The organism is Nocardia carnea NBRC 14403, from assembly GCF_000308515.1.
Classification (GTDB): Bacteria; Actinomycetota; Actinomycetes; order Mycobacteriales; family Mycobacteriaceae; genus Nocardia; species Nocardia carnea.
Genome location: NZ_BAFV01000015.1, coordinates 181,968 through 204,729, shown reverse-complemented (window position 1 = coordinate 204,729; position 22,762 = coordinate 181,968). Strand labels below are relative to the sequence as shown.

Sequence of the window (22,762 nt, the reverse complement as noted above, 5' to 3'; positions counted from 1 at the left end):
GGCACGCCGGGCCATTTCTGGATTTATCCCCCACAACGGCACATACTGGGAAATATCCGCTGGTCACCGCTGTTATCCGCCATCCACGCCCGCCGGGCGGGGCCCGCACCGGGCGAGCTGTCCGGCAGCGGCATGCGGCAGGCGGCGCCCACCGGCCCTGGAACAGCGGTCCCCACAGCACACAGCGGCGTCATCGAACAGCGGAGGGCAGCAGTATGACAATTCTGCTCCAGGTTCTCGAGCAGAGCTATACGCCGACCACACCCTGGGAACGGCGGAAGTTCACCTTCGTGGATGCCGGCAAGATCGTCGGCATGCGGCTGGACGGCCAATGCGGTGTCTGGCTGGATCTGTCCCGGCCCGGCGAATCGCAGCGGCTCGCCCACACCGACCGGCCCGAGGATGCCATCACCTTCCTGCTCACGGCCTTCGCCAAGATCGCCGAATGTCTCGACAGCGGTGGATCCTGGGTGATCGGCCACGACGGGGTGCATATCGAATCCTTGGTCGCCACGCGTTTCCCACCGCGTCGCAGCGGGGTCGACAACGACGAACTGCTGGCCCGCGCCTGGCTGTGATCCACCGGGCGCCGGAAACTGTCGGCGCCCTCGGGTATACCGGTAACCGTGATGACACGGGGGAAGATTCACACGGTTTCCGCACTGCTCGCCGCCTGCTTGTTCGGTCTGCTCACCGCCTGCGCGGTACCGCCGGGCCTGCGGCCCGCACCGGGTAGCCCCGGGCGCGCCCAGCTCGAACAACTCCTCGCCGCGGTCCGGGTGGTTCCCGAACGCCCGCACCCCGGCGGCTACGAGCGTGATTGCGGTTCCGGGCAGGGTTGCGTTTTCGGGCCGGCCTGGTCCGATGATCACGACGGGCCGGGCGGTCACGACGGCTGCGATACCCGGAACAATGTCCTCGCCAGGCAGCTGGTGGAAATCGCGTACCGGCCGGGCACCGGGGGCTGCGTCGTGCAGTCCGGCGTCCTGGCGGATCCGTACACCGGCAACCGGATGGTGTTCAGCAAGGAAAACGCTCAGCAGCTACCCGTGGACCATATCTATCCGCTGGCCGCCGCCTGGGATATGGGCGCCGCCGCCTGGTCATCGGCACAGCGCATCCGCTTCGCGAACGATATCGACTACAACCTGCAGGTCACCGACCGCGCGACCAATACCGATAAAAGCGACAGCACACCCGCCGAATGGTTACCACCGTCGCGTCCGGGGCACTGCTACTACGCGGGCAGATACCTCACCGTCGCCGTGCGCTATCAGCTCCCGGTAACCGGAGCGGACCACGAAGTACTGCGCGATATCACGGCACGGTGCGACTGAGGGCCTCGACCACCGCCCGATCAGGCTCCTGTCGCCACGGGCCGTTTCGAATCGTGCGCCCACTGCGACCACGAACCCGGATACAGGGCCGCCTCCACGCCCACCACCGCGAGTGCCGCGATCGCATGCGCGGCGGTGATTCCCGATCCGCAGTACACCGCGACCGGTTCGTCGCCGAGGTCGTGGTATCGCCGGCGCAGCAGTTCGGCCGGCAGAAAGCATCCGTCCTCGCCGAGGTTCTCACTGGTCGGGGCACTGATCGCGCCGGGAATGTGCCCGGCCCGAGGATCCACGGGTTCTTGTTCGCCGCGATACCGCTCGGCGGCGCGGGCATCGATCAGCACACCTTCCCAGCGGGCGGCCGCATCGGCGTCGATCACCGGCAGCCGGCCGGGATCGAGTTCGATATCGCCGAGTTCGGGGTCCGGTTCCACCCCGGTCGCCAGGGCACCGCCGCTGCGCAGCCACGCGGGCAGCCCGCCGTCGAGGATGCGCACATCGGTGATCCCGGCCCAGCGCAGCAGCCACCACGCCCGCGCGGCCGACATACCGCCGAGCGCGTCGTAGACCACCACCGGGTCTCCCGCGCACAGGCCCCAGCTGCGGGCGCATTTCTGGAGCTGCTCGGGGTCCGGCAGCGGGTGCCGGCCCTGGGCCGGTGTGGGTAATGCGGCGAGTTCGGTGTCGAGATCGACGAACACCGCGCCCGGGATATGTCCGTTCTGGTACTGCTGTGGCCCCTCCGGGTCACCCAGTTGCCAGCGGACATCCAGCAGGCGCAGGTTTTCTTCCGTTGATTCCCGGAGTTCTTCAGCCGAGATCAGTACCGCGTTCAACGCAGCTCCTCGTCCAAGAGTCTGGAACAGTTTTTTCACCGTACGCGCGCGTGGTCTGCCGCGTCCATGCGGCCACCGGAGAATTCATCTACCGGCGGGCGTGCTCAGATGCGGGCGAGCAGGGTCAGCGGATCTTCCAGCGCGCCGGCGACCGTGGCCAGGAACCGGGCCGCGAGTTCGCCGTCGATCATGCGGTGGTCGAAACTCAGCGTCAGCGTGACCACCGAGCGTACGGCCAGCTCACCGCGGAAAACCCACGGCCGCGAGTTCACCGCGCCGACACACAGAATCGCCGCCTCACCCGGGTTGACCAGCGGCGTTCCCGATTCGACCCCGAAAACGCCGACATTGGAGATGGTGAATGTCCCGCCTCGCAGGTCGGACAGGCCCGCCCGGCCGTCGCGGGCGGTCTGCGCCAGCCAGCCGATCTCCCGGCACAGTTCCCGCAGGCTCAGTGTCTGCGCGTCTTTGATGTTGGGTACGAGCAGTCCACGATCGGTGGCCACCGCGATACCCAGGTTGACGAAATACCTGGTGACGATCTCCGAATTCGCCTCGTCCCAGTAGGTGTTGATCCCCGGGTACTCCGACAGCGCGGCGAGCACCGATTTCGCGACCAAGGCGAGTGGTGTGGGAGTCAACCCTTCGAATGTCTTGGTGGCGCGCAGATGATCGAGCAGTTCCAGCGACGCCGTGATATCGACCGTGCTGGAGGTCGATGCCTGCGGGATCGTGCGGGCGCTGGCAACCATGGCGGCCGCGGTCCGTTTCCGGATTCCGGAGATCGGCGTGCGCTCCTCCCGGGCCGACCCGTCGGCCCGCTGTTCGATACGCGCGACCTCTTCGGCGGTGCGCTCGCGCGGTGCGGGTTCCGATACCGGCACCGCACCGCGAACATCCGCGACGGTGACCGCGCCTTCCGGTCCGGAGCCGGCCACGTACCAGAGGTCGATTCCCAGTTCCCGCGCCAGTTTTCGCGCACCGGGGGTGGCGGAGACCCGCCCGCCGCCGACCCCCGAGCCGAGGGTGTCCCCGCCGTGTGGTGCCGCCGGGGCGCGGCCTCCGGCCACCGCATCGGTCCGAGCACCCCGTGCGGTTTCGGCCGGCGAACGAGCACCCGCATCAGCGCGGGTACCGGCAGAGCCCTCCGCATGCTCCGCGCCGGCCCGCCCCACCGGTTCCGCCGTTTCCTCGGTGGCGCCGGCCCCTTGCACCGGCGCCGCGGCGGTCTCGTCCGCAGCCCCCGCCTCCGCGCCGATGACCCCACTCTCGTAATCGATCCCGGCGGCCTCGGTTTCCGCAGGTCGGGCGGATGCCGCGGCACGCATGCGGCGCCGGCGCGACGGCTGATTCTCCGTCTCCGGCCCATAGCCCACCAGCACCGACGTCCGGCCGTTGCCCTCCTGCGCGGGCGTGCTGCTCCGGATCCGCAGCAGCGGCGCCCCCACCTCGATCGTCGACCCCGGTTCGGCGAGCAGTTCCACCACGGTGCCCGCGAACGGCGAGGGCAGCGCGACCACCGCCTTCGCGGTTTCCACCTCGGCGATGGTCTGGTTCAGTTCCACCTCGTCGCCGACGGCGACGGTCCAGTTCTGCAGTTCGGCGTCGGTGAGCCCCTCGCCGAGGTCGGGCAGCCGGAATTCCAGGATCTCGCCGGATTCGGCGGTAGCGGCATCGTCCACGGTGGGCACCTCCGGCTGGCGTCAGGGTGGCGGGGCACTCAGGCGGCAAGCGTGCTGTCGACCGCCGCCAGGATGCGGTCCGGGTCGGGCAGGTGATGCTTTTCGAGCTTAGCCGGAGGGTAGGGAATATCGAATCCACCGACCCGCCGGACCGGTGCTTCGAGTCGGTAGAAACAGCGTTCGGTGATCCGGGCCGCGATCTCCGCCCCGATTCCGCCGGTGACCGGCGCTTCGTGCACCACGATCAGCCGGCCGGTCCGGTCCACCGATTCGGCGATGGTGTCGATATCCAGTGGCGCCAGGCTGCGCAGATCGATCACTTCGAGCGAAAGCCCTTCTTCGGTAGCGATTTTCGCCGCGGATACCGCGGTGGCGACCGTTCCCCCGTACGCGACGAGAGTTGCGTCCGACCCCGGTACACATACTCGCGCCCGGTCCAGCGGCAGCGAATCCGTTGCCGCGGGGTCGAGTTCGGCCTTGTCCCAATAGCGGCGTTTGGGTTCGAAGAAGATCACCGGATCGTCCAGCGCGATCGCCTGGCGGATCATCGTATAAGCGTCGGCCGGGTTGCTCGGCGACACCACCCGCAGGCCCGCGGTATGCGCGAAATATGCCTCCGGCGATTCGGAATGATGTTCGACGGACCCGATCCCGCCGCCGAACGGAATCCGGATCGTGAGCGGAGCGGTCACCCTGCCCCGCGTCCGGTAGTGGATTTTGGCCACCTGCGAGACGATCTGGTCGAAGGCCGGGTAGACGAAACCGTCGAACTGGATCTCGCATACCGGCCGATAGCCGCGCAATGCCATCCCGAACGCCGTGCCCACGATGCCGGATTCGGCCAGCGGCGTATCGATCACGCGGCGGTCCCCGAAATCCTTCTGCAGCGTATCGGTCACCCGGAACACACCACCCAGCCGGCCGATATCCTCACCCATCAACACCACCTTGGGGTCGTCCTCCAGGGCGGTGCGCAACCCGGCGTTGAGCGCCGCGGCGAATGTGGTGATCATGAGCGGACTCCTTCCTCGCGCAGGGTGGGCGCGACGTTCTCGCCGGCGGCCGGGTCGTCGGCCAGATACTCGGCGTAGTCGCGGCGCTGGGCCGCGACCAGAGGATGCGGGGTCGCGTAGACGTGGTCGAACAGTTCCAGCGGTTCCGGATCGGGCATGGTGAGCGTGGCCGACCGGATCCGGTGCGCCACCTCGTCCGCGCGTTCGTCCACCCGCTGCTGCGCGGCCGTATCGAACAGGCCCTCGCGTTCGAGTAGTCGCCGCATCCGCAGGATCGGGTCGCGGCGGGCCCAGTCCCCGGTTTCCGCGGAGGTGCGGTAGCGGGTCGGGTCGTCGGCGGTGGTGTGCGGGCCCATGCGGTAGGTGATGGCCTCGATGAAGGAGGGCCCGCCGCCGGTGCGGGCGCGGGCGGCGGCCCGGCGGGTGACGGCCAGGACTGCCAGCACATCGTTGCCGTCCACCCGGCACGCCGGGATCCCGTGCCCCACCGCTCGCTGCGCGATCGGGGTGGCGCTCTGCAGATGTACGGGTTCGCTGATCGCCCAGTGGTTGTTCTGGCAGAAGAACACCACCGGGGCACTCCAGGTGGAGGCGAAGGTCAGGGCCTCGGCGATATCGCCCTGACTCGTGGCGCCGTCACCGAAATAGGCGATGGTGGCGATCTCCGCACCATCCAGGTGGGCGGCGTAGGCGTATCCGGTGGCGTGCAGACCCTGTGCGCCCACCACGATCGCCGGGTTGGTCATATTGATCTCCGCCGGGTCCCACGACGAATGCGCGACCCCGCGCCACATCGGGGTGATGGCTGCCGGGTCCAGGCCGCGGCAGTACGCGACCGCGGCTTCGCGGTAACTGCTGAAGATGTAGTCGTCGGGCTGCAGCGCGTGTGCCGAACCGACCTGCGCGGCTTCCTGCCCCTCCCCCGGCGCCCACAGACCGAGCTGCCCCTGCCGGGCCAGGGCGACGGCCTCGGTATCGATCCGCCGGCTCACCACCAGGTCTTCGTAGAGCTGCCACAGTTCATCCGGCCCGATATCGGCGACCAAGGCCTGATATTCCGGGTTGTGCACTCGAGCGCCGTCGGGCTGGATCAGTTGCACCGGATACTCGGTTGTGCCGGGCATCGGCCTCGCCTCCTCACGCGGGTCACGCGCTGATGTGGCCTACACCACATAGCATCCACGCTTAGGCGAACTGCGCAAGTCTCGATCCGGCAACTGAGCATTCCGCACGGTTTTAATGCCCCGGTTGCTGTCATACTGCGCTTTATGACCAGTCAGGAAAGCACCGAGCCAGTATTGGACGCCACGGACGCGCGACTCCTGCTCGAACTGACCGCCAGCCCCCGCGCCACGGGGGTCGAACTGGCCGCCCGGCTCGGACTCTCCCGCAATACCGTGCAGGCCCGGCTCGCGCGCTGGGAAGCCGCCGGTGTTCTGCGTAGTTTCGAACTCCGGGTGCAGCCGCGCGCGCTGGGGTACCGGCTGTCCGCATTCGTCGCGGTGGTCGTGGATCAGCATCGCCTCGACGCCGTCGTCGACGAACTGGCCGAGGTACCGGAAGTGACCGAGGCCTGCGGAATGACCGGCCCGACCGATCTCACGGTCCGCGTGGTCGCCCGCGATGCCGACGATCTCTATCGGATCGCCGGGCAGATCCTGAAGATCCCCGGCGTGGTCCGCACGAATATGACACTGGTGATGCAGGAGCTGGTGGGCCCGCGCACCGCCCCCCTGCTGCGCCGCCTGGCCGAACCGGACCGAACCGCCACGAACCGTGATTAAGCGACATACCTAGGCTTGTGTCGCAGTAAGGGATAGGGTGCCGATATGGAGCTCTCAGGCACAGCAACCGACACCTTCTCCGGCCGGACCGCCATCGTCACCGGCGGCGGCTCCGGTATCGGCGCGGCACTGGCCCGCGGGCTGGCCGGCCACGGCGCGAAGGTCGTCGTCGCCGACCTCGACCCCACCACCGCGGCGAAGGTCGCGGACGAGATCGGCGACGCCGCGATCTCCGCAGGCGGCGACGCCGCCGATCCCGACGTGATCGCGCAACTGATCGCGGCCGCGGAATCCGCCTTCGGCCCCGTCGACTTCTACTTCGCCAACGCCGGTATCGGCGGCGGCGCAGGCCTGGACAGCACCGACGCGCAATGGTCGGCCGCCCTCGAGGTCAACACCCTGGCGCATATCCGCGCCGCCCGCCTCCTCGTCCCCGGCTGGCTCGAACGCGGCAGCGGCTACTTCGTCTCCACCGCCTCCGCCGCCGGCCTTCTCACCCAACTCGGCTCCGCACCGTACTCGGTCTCCAAACACGCCGCCGTCGGCTTCGCGGAATGGTTGTCGGTCACCTACGGCGACAAAGGAATCGGCGTCAGCTGCATCTGCCCGATGGGCGTGGACACGGCCTTGCTGCGCGAAGGAATGATCCCCGAGAACAACGCCGAAGCGGGCCGGTTGGCGATCACCGCCGTGAAATCCGCGGGCTCCGTACTCAGTCCCGAAGAGGTCGCCGACACAGTCCTCGCCGGTGTTGCGGCCGGGGAATTCCTGATCCTCCCGCACCCGGAAGTCCTGCAGATGTACCGCAACAAGGGATCCGACTACGACCGCTGGATCCGCGGTATGCGCCGCTTCCAAGCCGCCCTGGAAAACCCCGGCGCCTGATTCCTGCCGCCCCGGCGTCTACCGATATCGGCGGGTTCCGGACCTGCCCAATCCGAACCTTACGCATCTCCAGACTCCGCCCAACACCGGTTACCTGTCTCAGCCCGCCCGGTCCGAGACACCCGAGCCCATAGCACCGTGACGGGCACCCTGTCAGCCTCATGCCCATAGTTGATTCAGGGGGAATCCGAACCCTGCCGGTGATGTGACCGTTGCGCCGGAAGAGGTTCGGGCCGTGGGACAGTTCGTTGCCGATATCGCACGGAACCTGCGGTCGGGTCTGGATTCGGCGAGTACAGACGTCGATGCACTGCTCTCCGACGGGTGGCGTGGTGACGCCGCGAACGAGTTCAGCGGCGGCTGGACCGAACTGCGTGACGGCGGCATCAAGATCCTGCAGGCACTCGACGGCATGGCCGCCGAACTCGGTGTGCAGGCCGGCAGTTACCAGGCCACCGACGATGCCAACTCCCAGCAGTTCCCGAGCTTGAACCTATGAGCTCCGAATTCGCCGTCGATACCGAACAACTCGACAACCTCGTCACCCGCTTGGCGAACCTCGCCGGTTACCTCACCGAACAACTCGACCTCATCGACGACAAAGTCGCCACCCTGGACGGAGCCTGGGAAACGCTCGCGGCCAACGCCTACCGTGACGCTCACCGCCTCAGGTCGACCGGTGCCCGCGAATTCGCCAGCGGGCTGGCCCATATCAGCGACACCGCCCGCACCGCACACACCCGCTACACCACCGCCGCCCAGGTCAACAAGAAGATGCTCGAGAGCGGGTAACCCATGACCTGGGTGATCGACTCGGACGTGTACTACTCCGCGTCCAAGAAATGCCATGTGCTGGCTGGGGACATCTGCCTGGCTTTGGGGCCGTTGCTGCACACGCTGACGCATGAATGCGGCGGTATGGCCGGCGACCACAAGGAATCCGAACCCCTCTATGACTCCGGGATGGCGCTACCCACCAACGCCAAGGACGACAACGGCCCCGGACTCGACGAAGGCTCGGTCGCCGGACTCCTCGACCAGGTGGGCCGCATCCCCAACGGAGATGTCACCGAACTCGGCAATGCCAGAGACGCCTGGAAGGTATTCGCCGACCACTCCACCATCACCGGCGCCGCGGACCGGGTCAAGGGCATCAACAGCCCTGGTCACCCCCGTAGGCGAACACCGCGACGCCCTCCAGGAAATGCGCACCGATATCCAGGCCGCAGTCGCCACCGCCCAGATCGTCACCACCACCGCCGGCATCATCAAGAACGCAGTCTCGATCAGCCGATTGGTCGCCATCTTCGGCGCAGTAACCGTGGCCGGCACCGCCTCCGGCGCCTTCACCGCCATACCCGACCTCACCACCAACGGCATAAACGCCGCCCTCGCTTCCATCGCCGCCATGGCCGTCCACATAGCCACCCGAGCCGATTTCTCCCGATCAGATCTCCGCAAAGTTCAGGCGTCCGGATGTGTTGCGGAAGGTGCAGTATTCCGCGAAGCGCAGATGCAGGGAGCGGTATTCGAGGACGCAAACCTCAGATCAGCCATATTCTACGGCGCCAATCTGCACAGTGCCGACTTCAACGGAGCCGATCTATCAGGCTCCGATCTACGGAACTGCAATGTCGGATCGGCTGACTTCGGGAGCAGTCGACTTGCGGGCAGCATGGTCGAAGGCGCGCACGGAAGCCTGTTCGGCCCGATCGATGTCGGTGGCGATGCGGGTCTTCTCAACGGAGACGAGCTGCAAGACTGGTTCACCGCCCGAGGCGCAGCCGAGGTGAGAATACGCAGTCTCTGACAGCCTCGGGTTGTCGCCGAGAGTTCCGCGAGATTCGCGGCCGACCTCAACGGCTTGTGGTGCCGAGCGCTTCCGGTAGCTCGGCCCGGCACGTTGAGCATGGTGGGTCCGCGGGCAGCACCTGGCGGCCCGGCTGAGCAGGTGCGGCACTGAGGGCGGTCCCACCGAGGTCAGAGAACCAGGTCCGACAATCGGGCCCAGTCGAGTTCGATCCGCACCGGCACCTCTACGAGAGCAGCGGCCGCCGGCGCAATGCTGCGGTACAGCCGGTACTCGCCCGCCCCGTGGTCCAAGACGTGCACGTCGATTTCGATGACTCGGTTGTCGCCGATCCACACAACCCAGTACCACGGAATTCCGGCGGCGGCGTACTCGGCCTTTTTCTCGGTGGTGTCGACCTTCTCGGAACCCGGGGAGACGACTTCGACCACGAGCTTGGCCAGTCCGGCGGGTAGCGGACGCATATCGTCGGGAGCACAGTCGAAAAGGGCGATATCGGGACGGCGAATGGTGGCGCGCGGAAAATCCCAGAGCAGGACGTCGAAATCGGTGTCGACGTCGAGACACCCACCGAACCTGCCGGTGTGCTCGCGTGCCCCCGTCTCGATCATATCGGCCAGCCGACGAGCCGCCTTCTGATGCGCGCGCCGGGGAGCCTCGGCCCGGACGATATTCCCGTTGACCACTTCGACCTGGCGGCAGTAATCCTCCGGAAGTTTTCGCCAGATCTCGACCGTGACGGGCTCGGGCTGCAGATTATCGGAGGTAGCCCAGTCGAAGATGGCTGACATGCATCGATCGTAGCTCAGCCGGTGCGGCGCGCAGCCTGCTCGACCATGGCGCCCACCAGGCCGGATGCCACCAATATCGCCAGCTCGTCACCCGATGCGCCGAGCAGTTCCGGGATACCGACGCAATCACCGACCCGTCCATCGGTCCACACCGGTGCCCAGGAACCGTCCCGAGTTTGCAGCCAATGTGCGGGGCGTTCCTCCCGCAGCATCCCCAGCACGGTGCGTAGGCTCATCGTGCCCCGCCCGGGATCGACCGTATCCGGGTCACGCCCGACATCTCGCCGAGCCCGCGGGCAGCACTCCCATCCGTCCGACCTGCTCGTGCACCGGGATGCTCGCGGCACGGCGCCGGCCGCCCCGCGCGATGGCGAAAAGCCGTCCGGAGATCGCGCGGCGCCGGCCGATGGTGGGCGCGCACGATGAGTAGATAATCCATCACTTGTCCGTTCTCGTTTGCCGGGCGGAAGAGGTGAGAAGCCCGGTATCGGGGTGAACCGGCGGAGCCGGGCCCGTCCGCCGGGAACGGGGACAGCACATCATCGTGGCGATATCATGGAAAGCCCAGCGTGAGCAATGATTCGAACCCGCGCAAAGCTCCACGATCAGATGCACGGGTGCGATAGAAAAGCATCCAGATTTCCCGCCCGGCCGGATTCACGAACGGGCACCTCCGCATTCACATTTCAGGAGCGTCAGATGACTGAATCCCCGACCCTGCTTCGCCGCCAGCTCGGGCGGTTCCTCCGCGAGTGCCGCGAAGCCACCGGTATGACGATCGCACTCGCCGCAGGCGAGGCCCAGATCAGCGCGACCGGACTGCAACGGCTGGAGGCGGGGCAATCCAAAACTCCCCGCACACAGGCTGTCCGGGATCTGTGCACGCTCTACGAGGTCAGCCCGGACGAGACCGAGAAGACCGTGGACCTCGCCGTCAAGGCCGGAAAAACGAGCGACGAAGGAGTTGTGACACTGGGGGGCACTTTCACCGAAGCCTTCAATCTGTATGCGGGCATGGAACGCTCGGCCCGCCGGATCATCACCTTCCAGCAACTGGTACCGGGGTTGCTGCAGACAGCGGACTACGCTCGTGGCCTGATCGGATCCTTCTTCCATGACAGACCCCAGGAAGAAGTCGAGCAACGGGTCCAGGCTCGATTGAGACGCCAGGTCATGGTGACCCGTAAGTACAGCCCATTGCAGCTCGACGTGTTGTTGCACGAGTCCGCCCTGCGCCGAGTCATCGGGTCACCTCGCATTATGGCTGTGCAGATAAGAGCACTGGCCGAGATCAGCAAGCTGCCGAATGTCAGTGTCCGAGTTCAGCCGTTCACCGCAGGCGCCACCTGGGGCTTGCTGCCGGGCGGATATGTCATCTTGGATTTCGGAACGAACCAGCGCGGCAATGTTGTTGAGCCACCGATCGTCTTTCTCGACGGCGCGATGAGCGGTGATCTCTATATCGAGAACCAGGAGATCGTCGAGCGCTATCGTGAGCTGGCCGGCGATATTCGCAGAGATACGCTGGATGAGACGGATACGCGATACCTGCTTCGACAGGTAGCGAAGGAGTACAGCTGTGAATCTTGATCTATCCGCCGCCCACTGGTTCAAGAGCAGCTACAGCGAGACCAACGGTCAATGCGTGGAGGTCGCTCATCTCGACGCAGGCATGATCGGGGTCCGCGACTCGAAGAACCCGAACGGCCCGGCCCTGGTCTTCAGCCCCACCGAATGGGATGCCTTCACCGCCGGTGCGCACGACGGAGAATTCGACCGTCCGAACAGCTGAGCCGACCCGGTGCCGCGCGCCGAAGACGGCACCCTCCACCTCGCCGAAGCCCCCGGACCGTGCACCCCGGGTCCGAGGGCTTCCGCATATCCACTGTCCGACCGGCTTCTGATAGCCTCTGCGAAAGCGGACCACGGAACGGGGGGCTCACGCCGAATGCGGTTATACAGGGTATTGACGCCGGTGGCGGCGTTGGCAATCGCTGGAGCGCTGGTTACCGGATGCGACTCCGCCGGAGGTAGCAGCGAGTCGGCACCGGCAACCACCAGCACCCTCACGCCGCTGGGCCTGGAGCCGGAGGCACCCGCGAGCTATCAGCCGTGCACGGCAGTCACCCAGGACATACGCGATCAGCTGCAACTCAATGCGACCTCGGAGCCTTATTCGAGCGACTACGACGGTCCGGGCGGTCTGAAATGGCGCGGTTGCACCTTTGTGCGCGCCAATGGGTACGCGGTGGGGATCAGGACAACCAATATCACCTTGCAGTTCGTCCGCGAGAACTGGAGCAACGGTCTGCGTGATTTCACGATCGATGGCCGAAACGCGACCTCGGTACACAAAAGCGACGAGCACGGGTGCACAGTCAACGTCGAAATGCAAGGCGGCAGCCTAGATTTCAACCTCGACAACCCGGTCTCTAACCGAGACACCGGCCACATCGACTCCTGCCAACTTGCCACCGAGGTAGCTCAACTCGTGGTCCCCACTCTGCCCGCCGGAGCCTGACCACTGCATGAGCCATGATCCACAGCCGTATCAGCCGAAATCTCGACCCAGGGGGGCCACATGACCGATGAGAATGCAGGCGAACGCCCACTCGCGAACCTGGTCACCGAGGCTCAAGAAGGACGAATGTCGGTACGGCTGACCCCGGAGGAGTTCGTCAACATCAATCGGGATTGCGAACGGTTCAAAACGCACATCCGTCAGATGCAGGAGCGGGCGAAGTTAATTTCCGAGACACCGGACAAAGCCTGGGGTCTCGGCGCCGAAAACCCCCTGCTCAGCTCGGCGGCGACCATGGTTGCCCGTTACCGCGAGAAGGCCAAGGGCGCCCCGGACGGCAATGACGTCCACACCATCCTCGACCAGAACTACAAAATCATCGAGGACATCCAGAGCGTGCACAAAATCATCCTGGACCGCTATATGGCCACCGATACCGCCTTCGCCGATGCCGTCCGCCAGTACGAATCCGGGCTCGACGCACCCGCCCCCATCCAGGGCACACGCCGCCAGCCCGGCACGACTGCCTACCTATAACCACCGCAGCACCCAGAAAATCCAGGGGGATCAGCTTTGGCCGAATACGAATCACCACGTATCCCCGGGGGCGGCGAGCGGCCACGCAGCATGATCCACGCCGATATCTATGCCGCCTTCCAGGCGACGATGCCTGCCGAAGCGCAGAAACTGGCCGACAGCTACCGGCAGTTGTCGTGGGATTGGGTCGCCGGCCTCGAAGTGTTCTCGACCAGTATCAAACGTTCGGTGGCCGCGGCCTGGGAGGGCGAGGCCGCCGATGCCTTCGTCGATTCCATCCACCGCTATGTCGATCAGGCTGCCTTCCTCGAAACCGAACTCCTCGATCTCGCCAACCGGGTCAGCGAGAGTGCGTCGTCGGTCGAGACGACCAAGCACGAGCTTCCGGAGCCGCTGGAGGAAAAGCACGCACTACATCCCGATTCGTGGCCCTATTTCGGCACCAATCGCGATCCCATGATCGAACAGCGGCAGGAAGAAGCCCAGGCGATCATGGAAAACAATTACGTCACCCCGTTCGTCAGAACTGTCGACCCGAAGGTCCCCGTGCTGAGCGCCCCCGTGAATCCGACCTCACCGCTCGATATCGGCGAACCCACCACCGGGAAACCGGTCGGGCCGGGCGGTCAGCCGAATTCGAACACCGACAACGGAACCGGCGACCCGAACGGCCCCGGCGCGACCGATACCGAGGAACCTGGAACCGAAGAGCCGGCCCCCGAGGACACCGGAACCGAGGACGGGACCGAACAGGAATCTCCCTGGAGCCCCGAGCAGACTCAGGCACCCACAGGTACCGAACCGGCCGACACCGGCACCCCCGCACCGACCACCCCGGCGTCCACCACCCCCGCAGGCGTGCCCGGCCCCGGCGGCCCCGGCTCCCCGGCCGGCGCCCCCGGACCGGGAACTCCGGACTCTCCTGGCCCCGGTCGCACCGTCCCCGGCACACCGGGTGGCGCCGCACCGGCCCCCGCCGCAGCCACCGCACCCTCGACCACGGCTGCCGGGGCACCACGCGGTGGTATGGGCGGGATGCCCATGGGCGCCGCCGGTCGCGGCGGGCAGCAGGAGCAGGACGACCAACGCCAAACCCCGGACTATCTGGTGAACATGGAAAACACCGAAGAACTGCTCGGTGAGCTGCCGAGAACCCTGCCGGGTGGACTGATCGGCACGAATCCGGAACCGGAGGACAGCCACTGATGGCCACGTGGACGATGGATCCGGAAACCTTCGCCGCCCTCTGGTACAGCGACGCCAACGATCGTTTCCCGCCCCCGCTGAAATATCTGAGTCGTTTCCGCCACGAAGACGATTTCGCCCGGTTCCGTGACCAGGTGCGGGCCGGTTACGACCGCGACGAACGCGAAGCGATCGAGTTCGCCATGCACGTCCTGTCCAAATCCCGGCTGCGGATCGAGATTCTCGGCTGCACGATCAAACACCGCACCAGCACCGGCCCCGAGGACGCCAAGGAATACCGGATTCTGGGCACCGCCGACCACCAGCGTTCGGTGGTCGCATTCCAGGGCGGCCGCGCCGACGAGTACGGCGATATCACCCTCCACCTGCTGGCCCCGGATTCCCTGCCCGCACAACTGGTCCGCAGCATCCCTGACTGCCGTCCGGGTCGCGAACCGACCGCCACCTTCCACCCGCAGGACCTCGACACCGAGCGCAATGCCAACGCCCGCACGACCGCCGGCCGCAGCCCCCGCGAACAGTACGAGCGCCTGCTCGGCCGCCGCGGCGACGGCTACGGTATCGCCCGCCTCTACCTCGGCCCCCTCTACACCCGCCCCGACCCGTTCCGCACGGTTCGCTGGTTCGACGTCACCGCCGACGGCCGCTACACCGAAACCCGCGGCAACCACGTCACCGTCCGCCCCACCACCCGCGACGACCTCACCGGCCGATTCGCCGCATGGTTCGAAACCGCGGACAAAAGACTCCGCGAATCCGAACCGGCCTGGTGAAAGGGGACCACTATCCCGATCGGCCGTCCGGATGCAGTGGCGGGCCGGCACATTCTCTATCCTGCGATTCGCGGTTCACGAGCACTGGTGAGGTTCGGTAGATGAGTGGGGCATCGCGACGGGACCAGCAGTGGTGGGCCGGGTGGTTGTCTGCCGTGGAGGAGTTCCGTGCCGAGCACGGGCACGGCAACGTGCCTTCGCAGTACCGGACCACCAATGGTTCTTGGCTCGGCGACTGGTTGCGCCGCTGCCGTGAGCTACCGCGCCGGCACCCTGCCACCGAACCGAGCCCGGGCGCTCACGGCTCTCGGGGTCGACCTCGATCTACGCCAGGAGAATCTCGCGGCGGCCCGGTGGAATGCCTGGATCGCCGACCTGACCGCCTATCGGCAAGAGCACGGTCACGCCGGTGTCCCGGTCGCCTACGAGACAGCCGAGGGGCGGAAGCTGGGCAGCCGGCTGGCCGGCTGCCGCGCGAAGTACCGGAAGGGTGAGCTGGCCGCGGGACAGGTCGCCGACCTGGTCCGGTTGGGTGCGGACCTCGACCGGCGCACACCGAACGTGGGCCGCAATCCACAGCAGGCATGGAACGCGTGGATCAGCGAACTCGAGATGTACCGCACCGTCTACGGAACCGCGGAGGTCCCGCCCGACTATGTGACCCCGTTCGGCGCGAAACTCGGAAACTGGCTGCACCGCTGCAAAACCGCCGCCCGCCAGGGCAAATTACCCACCGAACGATCCGGCAGCTCCGCAAGCTGGGTATCGCCGTGCCACCCCGTCACGCACTGTGCAAACGGACCCCGCAGGCCGGACGACGGCGCTGGGATATCGGCATCACCGCACTGCAGGCCTATGCGGCCGAACACGGCCACGCCGATCCCCCGGCAACCCACCGGGCACCCGACGGTTACCGCCTCGGCGGCTGGCTGGCCGGACGGCGCGAGGAATACCGCAGCGCAACCCTCACCGATAAACAGGAAAAGCAACTCCGCGATCTCGGCGTCACCCTCGACCCGGGCAGCAACAAGGGGCCGTCCTGGCAAGCCCACGAACAGCAACAGTGGAACGACTGGATCCGCCTGCTCGCCGAGTACCAGCGCAAGCACGGCGACGTACACGTGGCCTGCTCCTACCACACCCCCGACGGCCGCGCCCTGGGTATGTGGCTGTCCAACTGCCGCCGCAAGTACCGAGAAGGCCGACTGCGCGAACATCGCATGACCGAGTTATCCGCCCTCGGCGTCGATTTCGATACCAATGGCCGCGGCAGTCTCGACGCGCGTTTCGCGGGCTGGGTTCGAGCACTCATCGAATACCACGACGAACACGGCCACATGCCGCCCGGCACCTACCGCACTCCCGACGGCCGCCCGCTGGGCAATGGCTCGCCGGGCGCCGCACCGACCACCGCAAAGGCAGACTCTCCCCCGAACGAGCACAGCAGTTGCGGTCGGTCGGAGTCTCGCTCGACTGATCGACACTCCATCCGGTCGGTGACACTCGGTTTGCGTCCACCGAATTCACGCCGCTGCCGCCGGCCTGATCACTCGGGGTAGTGGTATTCGATCGCCTGCTCGTCGAACGGAATACCCTGCCGGCGCAGGCTGTCGACTACCTGCCGAGTGAATCGCCGCGCCGGGCGATAGTGCGTGCTGTGGTCGGAAAGAAGCTGGACGCGACCCTGAATGACCTGGATTTCGCCGGCACCGGCGACCGGTTGTCCCGCCAGGAAACTGGAGTGATGGAAGCGCCCGAGGATGTGGTCGGGAGAGGAGTAGAGGTGGCCATCGGCGTCCATGACGAATATGGCGCGGCCGCCATCGGGGGTCCAGAGAGTCCGTGCGTGGGTGGTATCGAACGGTTGCGTGTGGTCGTTGTTTCGGTAAACGGTCCCATTGTTGGCAAAAAGCCTGTATTTGGCAGCTTGGACAGGCTCGAGGTAGTCGACCACCGTACTACCCCAGACATCGTTGCCCGGGATATGTTCACCGTGGAATTCAGGCTGCAACGGCGTGGTGTCGTAGATTATGTTTTCGTATTCGAGATCTTCAGGAGAAATAACCAACCTGATCAGTTTCCGATCGAGCTTGGAGCCGTCGACAAGTTCCCGCACGATCTCATGCGCCGGGACTGTGGTGCCCGACGCGATCAGCAGGATGTCGGAACTACCCTCCCAGTAATATGCAGCCAAGACGATCTCGACTCCGGATCTCATTCGAAGAGGTAGATAGGTACCGTATTCGCGGTCATTATAGAATCCCCTCCCCAGGGCACCACCCACCTTGTGAAACGATGCGTGTATTCGCGCGATCGGTTGGGCCGAACTCAAGAAGTCGGCGATATTTTCTCGCGGCAGGGGAAGGTAGGGAAGTTCCGGCCAAGGACGAGCAGCATCCATTCGCTGTACGACCTCGGCAACAAAAGCCCGTATCCGTTCCGGGGCGTGCGGGGTCGGGATGGTGGCCGACCCCGGATACCCCTGGCGGATACCATCGGCGAGTATCCGATATTGCTCCTCCTGGCTCTTGGTCCCTATAGGCTTCCGGAGCAAATATTTTGCCACTGAATCCGCGAGACCGTCGTCGAGTTCACGGTCACGTACATCATGGACGATAACATTCAGCATACCAACCCAGGGACTTACCATTTACATCCTCCAACAATCAGTAGAAAGCCCTAAAATTAATTTGGTCCGAGGCAATCTGCACGCCCTGGTTCCGCAAGTAATGAGCGAACTGTAGCGTGTATGCCCGCGAGGGGCCATAATGCCCACTCGAGTCGGTTAGGCGTTGGAGCTCGCCATTGATAACGAATAGCTCGCCCGCTGCAGCCACCGGCTCACCGGACAGGAAGCTCGAATGATGGAATTCGCCTCGGGGATGGCTGGTCGACGCGTATATATTACCTTCGCTATCCATCACAAAGATTGCGCGCCCTTCACTGTCACTGGACTCCGAGTCAGCGTTACTTGTATCGAAGAGCTCCCCAGCCGCGTCGTAGATCAATCCATCTACAACAGTGAGCCTGAATTGTTCCCGTTGCCCCTCGCCCAGGTATTCCACTGCTGACTCAGGCCAGACACCGCCCATAACGTCCTCTCCGCGAAATGCCGGGCTCAGCTCAGTCGTATTGAACGGCGGTGTCGACCCATAAGGGCTCTCGGGACGTGGATCAATTTCCACCGGCGGTGTGCTGTCGGGTACGACGGTCGGCGCCGACTCGGGCGTCGGTGCCTGTGCGTCGCCGCCGGATACTGCCGGTTCTTCAGGTGGAGGCTCAGGTGTGAACCGTCGGATCAGTCGACGGAAGGGACTGACCGGCTCATTTCGGCGAGTGGCATCGCTATCCCCTTCACGCTCGGTTGATGCACCAGCGGACCGGACATACGGCGGGGCGGGGTTGGCGGGTGGAAGAGATTCCGGAGCTCGAAACCTGGCCGGGTCCGCGGGTAGGCCGGGCGTCGGCGCGGTACCGCCCCAGTTATCTCGCTGCGCAGCACTCGGAGGTGTCTGCGGATGACGTTGCTGCCGCGGGAACTGAGTTTGTCGTGGCGGAATGCTCTGCTGGTGAATCGGCATAGTCGGGCGGGTGTTCGGCCCATCCTGTGCGGGAGCGATGGGGTTTTGGCGTGGGGAATTCCAGATCGGATCACCGGGCCGGGGTTCATTCGGGGGTGGTCGGCGCCAAGTTTCCTGGGGCGTGGTCGGCGGTGTCGTCGGATTCCGGGTCGGTTGGGGCGAATTCCAGATGGGGTCAGTCGGGCGTGGTGTATTCCATTGCGGCCGTTGGGGGCGGCCGGGGTCGGAGTGGAATTCGGTCGGAGTTCTGTGCGGCTCACCAGAGTTTCGCTGGTTGACCGGGTTGTGGTGCGGGGCGTTGGGCAGCCGGGGGTCCGGGGGCCTGGGCGTCGGTCGGCTTTGCTGGGGACTGCGCGGCGGATTCGTGGGTGGTTGGGTGCGTGGGTCCGGTGGCGGAGTGTTCGACGGATTCCGGTTGGGCGGAGGTGCCGGGGTGTCGGATCGATGCAGCGAGTTCCGGATCGGCTCGGTGGGGCGCGTGGTGTTCTGCTCGGGTGAGTTCCAGACGGGGTCACCTGGGCGCGGGGCGTTCGGGTGGTTCGGTGGTAGTTGGACGGGGCCGGGGGGAGGTCGGTCCGGATTTCGGGCCGGGGTGGTGGGGGCGGGTTGGTCTGTGCGGGACGCTGTCGAATCGGTACGCGCCGGGTTCTGGGGTGATGGGGTGGGCCGGTTCTGTGTGGTGGCCGGGTCCGTTGGCTGGTGGGGGCGGTTCGGGGTCGGCGACGGGTTCCGGTCGGGTGTGGGGCCGGCGTTGGTGGGGATGGGTGGGCGGGAGAAGTCGGCGAGGAAGCGGGCGTGGTCGGCGGGGTCGAAGATGTTGTGGTCGAAGCCCGGTGTGTTGGGGTTTGTTCGGGGGGCAGCGGGTCCATCGCCGGTGTTCTGCGGGCGAGCGGGATCGGTCGCCGGGGTGGTGTCACCGGTCCGGCGCGGAGTGGGGGCGGCGGATTGGTTCCGGGGAACACCGGTGGAAGTGGTGGAGGGGGTGCTTGTCGCAGCCTCAGAGGCTGTTGGGGCGCGGGGGGTGTCGGCCGTGGGCGGCGGGGCCGGGACAGGGCCGGGAGGTGACGGTGTTGCGGTGGCCGCGGCCGATGTGGTGGTGGGCGTGTTTTCCGGCGTGGACGGGGTGCCCGGGGATTGCGGGACGGCGGCAGCGGGCGGGGTGGCGGCAGATGTGCCCGACGGCGTTGTTTCGGCTGGTGCGGTCGGCGGAGGGGAAGTGGTGGTGCCGGGGTGATTCGGTGTGGTGGGTGCTCCGGTCACCGGTTGGGTGCCGGGCGTGGTAGCGGCGGTGGGCGCTGCTGGGGTCCCCGGGGTCGTCGACGTTTCGGGGGTATGGGAGTTGCTCGGTGTTGTACCGGGACCTGGGGGTGCTGCGGGTTCGGGAGGGAGGTTGAGACTGGACGTGGGTTGTTGCGGAGGCGGGTCCGACGGCAGGTTCAGGCTGGAAAAGGGCTGTTCCGGCGTGGAGGTGGTATCGGGCGCCTGCGGGCCGCTCGTGGTGGAAGCAGTATCGGGCGTCTGCGGGTTGCCATTGGTAGAAGCGGCGCTATCCGAAGGCGTTTCGTTGCCGGTGGGCTGAGACTGCGACGGGCTGGAAAGGCCGGGCTCGGGGGGTGACGGCTGCGGGCTGCCGGTCTCGGAGGGTGACGGCTGCGGGCTGCCGGTCTCGGAGGGTGATGGCTGCGGGCTGCCGGTCTCGGAGGGCGGCGGCTGCGGGGCGTCGGTCTCGGCGGGCTGGGGTTGTTGCGGCGGGGGCTCGGTGCCGGTGTCGGTGTCGGTGTCGGATTGTTGCGGCTGCTGGGTATCCGGGGTTGCGGTGTCGGTCGACTGAACCTGTTGGGAATCCCCGGCAGACGGCTGCTGTGGCTGTTGCGTTTCCGGAGTGGAAGGTGTCTCACTCAGTGGGGAACCGTTCTCAGGGCTGCCAGCGGGGTCTTCCTGAGACGATGCGTTCTGGCTCGGCTGCTGCTGGCCGCTGGGCTGGTCGCCGCTGCCGGGAGGCTGACCCTGCGACTGCTCGCCCGGTGACTGCCCGGACGAGGAGGTCTGGGTATCGGTGGACGAAGGCTGTGTGTTCGGGGACTGCGATTGCCCCGGCTGCTGGCCCGACGGTTGACTCTGCTGGCCCTGGGATTGGTTTTGGCCCTGGCTCTGGGTTGCGGGATCACCCGAATCGTCACCGGTGCCTGTGTCGGGCGGCCCCTCGGTGCCGGGTGATTCATTCGACGATTCGTCGCCCCCACTGTCGGGGTTGTTGCCGTTGTCGGTGGAGTTGTTCTCGCCCAGCGTTTCTGTGCCGCGCTGCACACCGGCGGCGGCAGCGGAGGACAGGTTCTCCGGGGACAACGCCTCTTCGAGGCTGAATTCCCGATCGTTCAACGCGGCATCGGTGGCTTCGCCGGCGACCTCGCCGGCGACTCCCGCGACCGTTTCCTTCGCCGCATCCTTGGCGGCGTTCGCCAGCGGGTTCCCGCCTTCCGGGCCGCCGGGAACGTCGCGGGTGGTCAATCCGTCCGGGCCCATCGCACCCGTCACCGCGCCGGTAGCGGCCGCGGTCAGCGCGTTCTTGCCCGCCTCGGTGAGATCGTCCATGGTGATCTCGTCGCGACGCCCCGCCGCGACCTGGACGGCCTTGATGCCGAGATCGAGTGCGGTTTCTTCCAATGCTGCGGCCCAGGCGCCGCGCACGGCGGCACGGGCCGCGGCTTTCATCGCCGCCTTCGACACCAGCCGTTGCAAGAGTTGTTTGATCGCGGTGCGCACCGCGAGACGGGTCGCGGTTTGGGCCACCACCGCTTTTGCGCCCGCGGCCGGTGCTCCGACACCGGTGGACGCGGCGGCGAGGAGGATGGCCATCTCGACCGCGAATATCGCCAAACTCGCCAGGATCACCAATTTGGTGTGCTCGATATCGGCTGCGCCGTCACCGATCTCGTCACCCAGCGTTTCGATATGTTTGATCAGGCCGTCGAATGCGCCCTGGCCGTGGCCGAGTTCGGTCCAGCGATCCGAGATCGCCGCAGCGGTGTCACCCTCGATCGCGGCCAGCACCTGATCGATCGCATGGTTGGCGTCCGGGCCGATTTCCTGAAGGTCGGCGGCCAGCGTCACCCACGCTGTTTCCACCCGCCGCATCGCGGTCTCGTCGCCCTCGGGCCAATCACCGGCCCCGACGACGTATTTGCAAACCCACTGCAAAGCTTCGGGGATCTCGATACCCACTCAGCACACCTCACCGAACAGTGCGACCGAACCGGTTACGTGGCAGCAGTTTCCGCGTTCCACCCGCGTAAACGACCAACCCACCTCGGCCCCCTCCACTTCGACAACAGATCCATCACCCATAACCGACGCTGCCGAACATCATCCGGTTCCATCGCGCCCTGGAAGTTTCCGCATCCGACCGGCCCGCACACCATGATCTCGATCGGAACAGTCGACGTCCTCGGTCGGCGTTTACCGAATTCGCGTTATCGCTCTGTGTCGTCGGTGACCAGTGTCCGGGCAGCGGTGCGGATGACCTCGGGGATCTCGACCGGTTTCCGGGTGGTCTCGTCCACGTAGACATGGACGAAGGTGCCGGTGGCAGCGTGTTCCAGGTCCTGTCCGGCTTCCCGGAAGATCGCCAGGTCGTAGGTGATGCTGGAGCGGCCGAGGCGGGCAATTCGCAGGCCTACCTGCAGTTTGTCCGGGAAGCTGAGCGAGGCGTGGAACCGGCAGGAGGTCTCCGCGACGATCCCGATCGCGGGCAGTTCACGGATATCGGTGCCCGTCGCGTCCATCAACCACGCATTGACCGCGGTATCGAAGTACGCGTAGTAGGTCACGTTGTTCACGTGCCCGTAGTGGTCGTTATCGGCCCAACGGGTGGGCACCGGCCAGAGCACCGGATACTGCGTCGTCACCCGGGCGACGATACCGGCTCGGTCGGCGGGCGGTGCCGTCGAGGAACAGCCGCCGGTCTGCGCGGTCCTCGGTCCAACCGAGACCGGGCAGGCTCGCCGGT

At 66.2% G+C, this 22,762-nt stretch carries 24 protein-coding genes and 1 pseudogene; 16 read left to right on the top strand and 9 right to left on the bottom strand.

Translation table 11 applies throughout. The features are described 5' to 3' along the window. The first annotated feature begins 215 nt into the window (after positions 1-215). Together ON22_RS05030 and ON22_RS05025 are read left to right on the top strand one after the other, a co-directional pair. The gene (locus ON22_RS05030; protein ID WP_033247510.1) at positions 216-578 is read left to right on the top strand and encodes a hypothetical protein; all 363 of its coding nucleotides are present in this window, start codon (positions 216-218) and stop codon (positions 576-578) included. Positions 579-629: 51 nt separating this feature from the next. Beyond that, positions 630-1,337 (top strand): HNH endonuclease family protein, encoded by a 708-nt coding sequence (locus tag ON22_RS05025; RefSeq protein WP_081595338.1) that lies wholly within the window; start codon positions 630-632, stop codon positions 1,335-1,337. 20 nt (positions 1,338-1,357) lie between these two features. Here the strand turns inward: ON22_RS05025 and ON22_RS05020 are convergent, their stop codons facing one another. From ON22_RS05020 to pdhA, 4 genes are all read right to left on the bottom strand, one after another. Next, complete coding sequence (locus ON22_RS05020; protein ID WP_063820534.1) at positions 1,358-2,173, bottom strand: sulfurtransferase; 816 nt, start codon at positions 2,171-2,173, stop codon at positions 1,358-1,360. Between the two features lie 104 nt (positions 2,174-2,277). Further along, entirely contained in the window at positions 2,278-3,864 is a 1,587-nt protein-coding gene (locus tag ON22_RS05015) for a dihydrolipoamide acetyltransferase family protein (RefSeq protein WP_425339834.1), read from the bottom strand. A 29-nt stretch (positions 3,865-3,893) separates the two neighbouring features. Further along, complete coding sequence (locus ON22_RS05010; RefSeq protein WP_033247511.1) at positions 3,894-4,868, bottom strand: alpha-ketoacid dehydrogenase subunit beta; 975 nt, start codon at positions 4,866-4,868, stop codon at positions 3,894-3,896. Beyond that, on the bottom strand, positions 4,865-5,992 hold the full coding sequence (gene pdhA, locus ON22_RS05005) for a pyruvate dehydrogenase (acetyl-transferring) E1 component subunit alpha (protein ID WP_033247512.1): 1,128 nt from the start codon (positions 5,990-5,992) through the stop codon (positions 4,865-4,867). The genes ON22_RS05010 and pdhA overlap by 4 nt, the downstream gene beginning before the upstream one ends. Before the next feature lie 144 nt (positions 5,993-6,136). On the opposite strand from pdhA, the gene ON22_RS05000 reads away from it, so the two are divergent. The 5 genes from ON22_RS05000 to ON22_RS34390 all read left to right on the top strand — a co-directional run bounded on the left by ON22_RS05000 (position 6,137) and on the right by ON22_RS34390 (position 9,347). Next, a complete protein-coding gene (locus ON22_RS05000) occupies positions 6,137-6,652 on the top strand; it encodes an Lrp/AsnC family transcriptional regulator (protein WP_033247513.1) in 516 nt (171 codons plus the stop codon). A 45-nt stretch (positions 6,653-6,697) separates the two neighbouring features. Beyond that, entirely contained in the window at positions 6,698-7,537 is an 840-nt protein-coding gene (locus tag ON22_RS04995; protein WP_033247514.1) for an SDR family oxidoreductase, read from the top strand. 205 nt (positions 7,538-7,742) lie between these two features. Further along, a complete protein-coding gene (locus ON22_RS04990; RefSeq protein WP_051157162.1) occupies positions 7,743-8,036 on the top strand; it encodes a WXG100 family type VII secretion target in 294 nt (97 codons plus the stop codon). Beyond that, positions 8,033-8,329, top strand: a complete 297-nt coding sequence (locus tag ON22_RS04985; protein WP_033247516.1) for a WXG100 family type VII secretion target — start codon at positions 8,033-8,035, stop codon at positions 8,327-8,329. Before ON22_RS04990 ends, ON22_RS04985 begins: the two co-directional genes overlap by 4 nt. Positions 8,330-8,741: 412 nt before the next feature. Continuing rightward, positions 8,742-9,347 carry a pentapeptide repeat-containing protein gene (locus ON22_RS34390; protein ID WP_051157161.1) on the top strand — a complete coding sequence of 202 codons (606 nt, stop codon included), beginning with the start codon at positions 8,742-8,744 and terminating at the stop codon, positions 9,345-9,347. 170 nt (positions 9,348-9,517) lie between these two features. Here the strand turns inward: ON22_RS34390 and ON22_RS04975 are convergent, their stop codons facing one another. After that, a complete protein-coding gene (locus tag ON22_RS04975) occupies positions 9,518-10,138 on the bottom strand; it encodes a Uma2 family endonuclease (RefSeq protein ID WP_033247517.1) in 621 nt (206 codons plus the stop codon). Between the two features lie 14 nt (positions 10,139-10,152). Continuing rightward, entirely contained in the window at positions 10,153-10,374 is a 222-nt protein-coding gene (locus ON22_RS04970) for a hypothetical protein (RefSeq protein ID WP_033247518.1), read from the bottom strand. 463 nt (positions 10,375-10,837) lie between these two features. Between ON22_RS04970 and ON22_RS04965 the strand changes: the two genes are divergently transcribed. The 9 genes and pseudogenes from ON22_RS04965 (at position 10,838) to ON22_RS04935 (ending at position 16,734) form a co-directional block, all read left to right on the top strand. Further along, positions 10,838-11,728, top strand: a complete 891-nt coding sequence (locus ON22_RS04965) for a helix-turn-helix domain-containing protein (protein ID WP_033247519.1) — start codon at positions 10,838-10,840, stop codon at positions 11,726-11,728. Next, positions 11,718-11,930 carry a DUF397 domain-containing protein gene (locus ON22_RS04960; RefSeq protein ID WP_033247520.1) on the top strand — a complete coding sequence of 71 codons (213 nt, stop codon included), beginning with the start codon at positions 11,718-11,720 and terminating at the stop codon, positions 11,928-11,930. The genes ON22_RS04965 and ON22_RS04960 overlap by 11 nt, the downstream gene beginning before the upstream one ends. A 183-nt stretch (positions 11,931-12,113) precedes the next feature. Continuing rightward, positions 12,114-12,659 carry a DUF3558 domain-containing protein gene (locus ON22_RS04955; RefSeq protein WP_051157160.1) on the top strand — a complete coding sequence of 182 codons (546 nt, stop codon included), beginning with the start codon at positions 12,114-12,116 and terminating at the stop codon, positions 12,657-12,659. A 60-nt stretch (positions 12,660-12,719) separates the two neighbouring features. Then, positions 12,720-13,196, top strand: a complete 477-nt coding sequence (locus ON22_RS04950) for a hypothetical protein (protein WP_033247521.1) — start codon at positions 12,720-12,722, stop codon at positions 13,194-13,196. Between the two features lie 36 nt (positions 13,197-13,232). Continuing rightward, positions 13,233-14,402 carry a WXG100 family type VII secretion target gene (locus ON22_RS04945; RefSeq protein ID WP_033247522.1) on the top strand — a complete coding sequence of 390 codons (1,170 nt, stop codon included), beginning with the start codon at positions 13,233-13,235 and terminating at the stop codon, positions 14,400-14,402. Continuing rightward, positions 14,402-15,175: an ESX secretion-associated protein EspG gene (locus tag ON22_RS04940; RefSeq protein ID WP_033247523.1), complete on the top strand. Its 774-nt coding sequence runs from the start codon at positions 14,402-14,404 to the stop codon at positions 15,173-15,175. Before ON22_RS04945 ends, ON22_RS04940 begins: the two co-directional genes overlap by 1 nt. A 101-nt stretch (positions 15,176-15,276) precedes the next feature. Next, positions 15,277-15,669, top strand: a complete 393-nt coding sequence (locus tag ON22_RS38475; RefSeq protein ID WP_081595334.1) for a helicase associated domain-containing protein — start codon at positions 15,277-15,279, stop codon at positions 15,667-15,669. Continuing rightward, a pseudogene (locus tag ON22_RS38470) lies at positions 15,551-15,904 on the top strand (helicase associated domain-containing protein); the annotation flags it as partial. The gene ON22_RS38475 and the pseudogene ON22_RS38470, both read left to right, overlap by 119 nt. Positions 15,905-15,945: 41 nt before the next feature. Then, positions 15,946-16,734 (top strand): helicase associated domain-containing protein, encoded by a 789-nt coding sequence (locus ON22_RS04935; protein ID WP_033247524.1) that lies wholly within the window; start codon positions 15,946-15,948, stop codon positions 16,732-16,734. Here the strand turns inward: ON22_RS04935 and ON22_RS36525 are convergent. From ON22_RS36525 to ON22_RS04920, 3 genes are all read right to left on the bottom strand, one after another. Continuing rightward, positions 16,722-17,804, bottom strand: coding sequence for an IQM protein middle domain-containing protein (locus ON22_RS36525; RefSeq protein WP_156052483.1), 1,083 nt, complete (start codon positions 17,802-17,804; stop codon positions 16,722-16,724). The genes ON22_RS04935 and ON22_RS36525 overlap by 13 nt on opposite strands. 37 nt (positions 17,805-17,841) lie before the next feature. After that, entirely contained in the window at positions 17,842-21,978 is a 4,137-nt protein-coding gene (locus ON22_RS04925) for a WXG100-like domain-containing protein (protein WP_043739839.1), read from the bottom strand. Positions 21,979-22,226: 248 nt separating this feature from the next. Next, positions 22,227-22,661, bottom strand: coding sequence for an acyl-CoA thioesterase (locus tag ON22_RS04920; protein WP_051157175.1), 435 nt, complete (start codon positions 22,659-22,661; stop codon positions 22,227-22,229). Between the last annotated feature and the right edge of the window lie 101 nt (positions 22,662-22,762).

Excerpts from the sequence above, each read along its gene's own strand:
- ON22_RS04950 (WP_033247521.1), top strand. The coding sequence starts at position 12,720 with ATGACCGATGAGAATGCAGGCGAACGCCCACTCGCGAACCTGGTCACC.
- ON22_RS04995 (WP_033247514.1), top strand. The coding sequence starts at position 6,698 with ATGGAGCTCTCAGGCACAGCAACCGACACCTTCTCCGGCCGGACCGCC.
- ON22_RS05000 (WP_033247513.1), top strand. The coding sequence starts at position 6,137 with ATGACCAGTCAGGAAAGCACCGAGCCAGTATTGGACGCCACGGACGCG.
- ON22_RS04940 (WP_033247523.1), top strand. The coding sequence starts at position 14,402 with ATGGCCACGTGGACGATGGATCCGGAAACCTTCGCCGCCCTCTGGTAC.
- ON22_RS04970 (WP_033247518.1), bottom strand. The coding sequence starts at position 10,374 with ATGAGCCTACGCACCGTGCTGGGGATGCTGCGGGAGGAACGCCCCGCA.
- ON22_RS34390 (WP_051157161.1), top strand. The coding sequence starts at position 8,742 with ATGCGCACCGATATCCAGGCCGCAGTCGCCACCGCCCAGATCGTCACC.
- ON22_RS38475 (WP_081595334.1), top strand. The coding sequence starts at position 15,277 with ATGAGTGGGGCATCGCGACGGGACCAGCAGTGGTGGGCCGGGTGGTTG.
- ON22_RS04965 (WP_033247519.1), top strand. The coding sequence starts at position 10,838 with ATGACTGAATCCCCGACCCTGCTTCGCCGCCAGCTCGGGCGGTTCCTC.
- ON22_RS04975 (WP_033247517.1), bottom strand. The coding sequence starts at position 10,138 with ATGTCAGCCATCTTCGACTGGGCTACCTCCGATAATCTGCAGCCCGAG.
- ON22_RS05030 (WP_033247510.1), top strand. The coding sequence starts at position 216 with ATGACAATTCTGCTCCAGGTTCTCGAGCAGAGCTATACGCCGACCACA.
- ON22_RS05025 (WP_081595338.1), top strand. The coding sequence starts at position 630 with ATGACACGGGGGAAGATTCACACGGTTTCCGCACTGCTCGCCGCCTGC.
- pdhA (WP_033247512.1), bottom strand. The coding sequence starts at position 5,992 with ATGCCCGGCACAACCGAGTATCCGGTGCAACTGATCCAGCCCGACGGC.
- ON22_RS05010 (WP_033247511.1), bottom strand. The coding sequence starts at position 4,868 with ATGATCACCACATTCGCCGCGGCGCTCAACGCCGGGTTGCGCACCGCC.
- ON22_RS36525 (WP_156052483.1), bottom strand. The coding sequence starts at position 17,804 with ATGCTGAATGTTATCGTCCATGATGTACGTGACCGTGAACTCGACGAC.
- ON22_RS04985 (WP_033247516.1), top strand. The coding sequence starts at position 8,033 with ATGAGCTCCGAATTCGCCGTCGATACCGAACAACTCGACAACCTCGTC.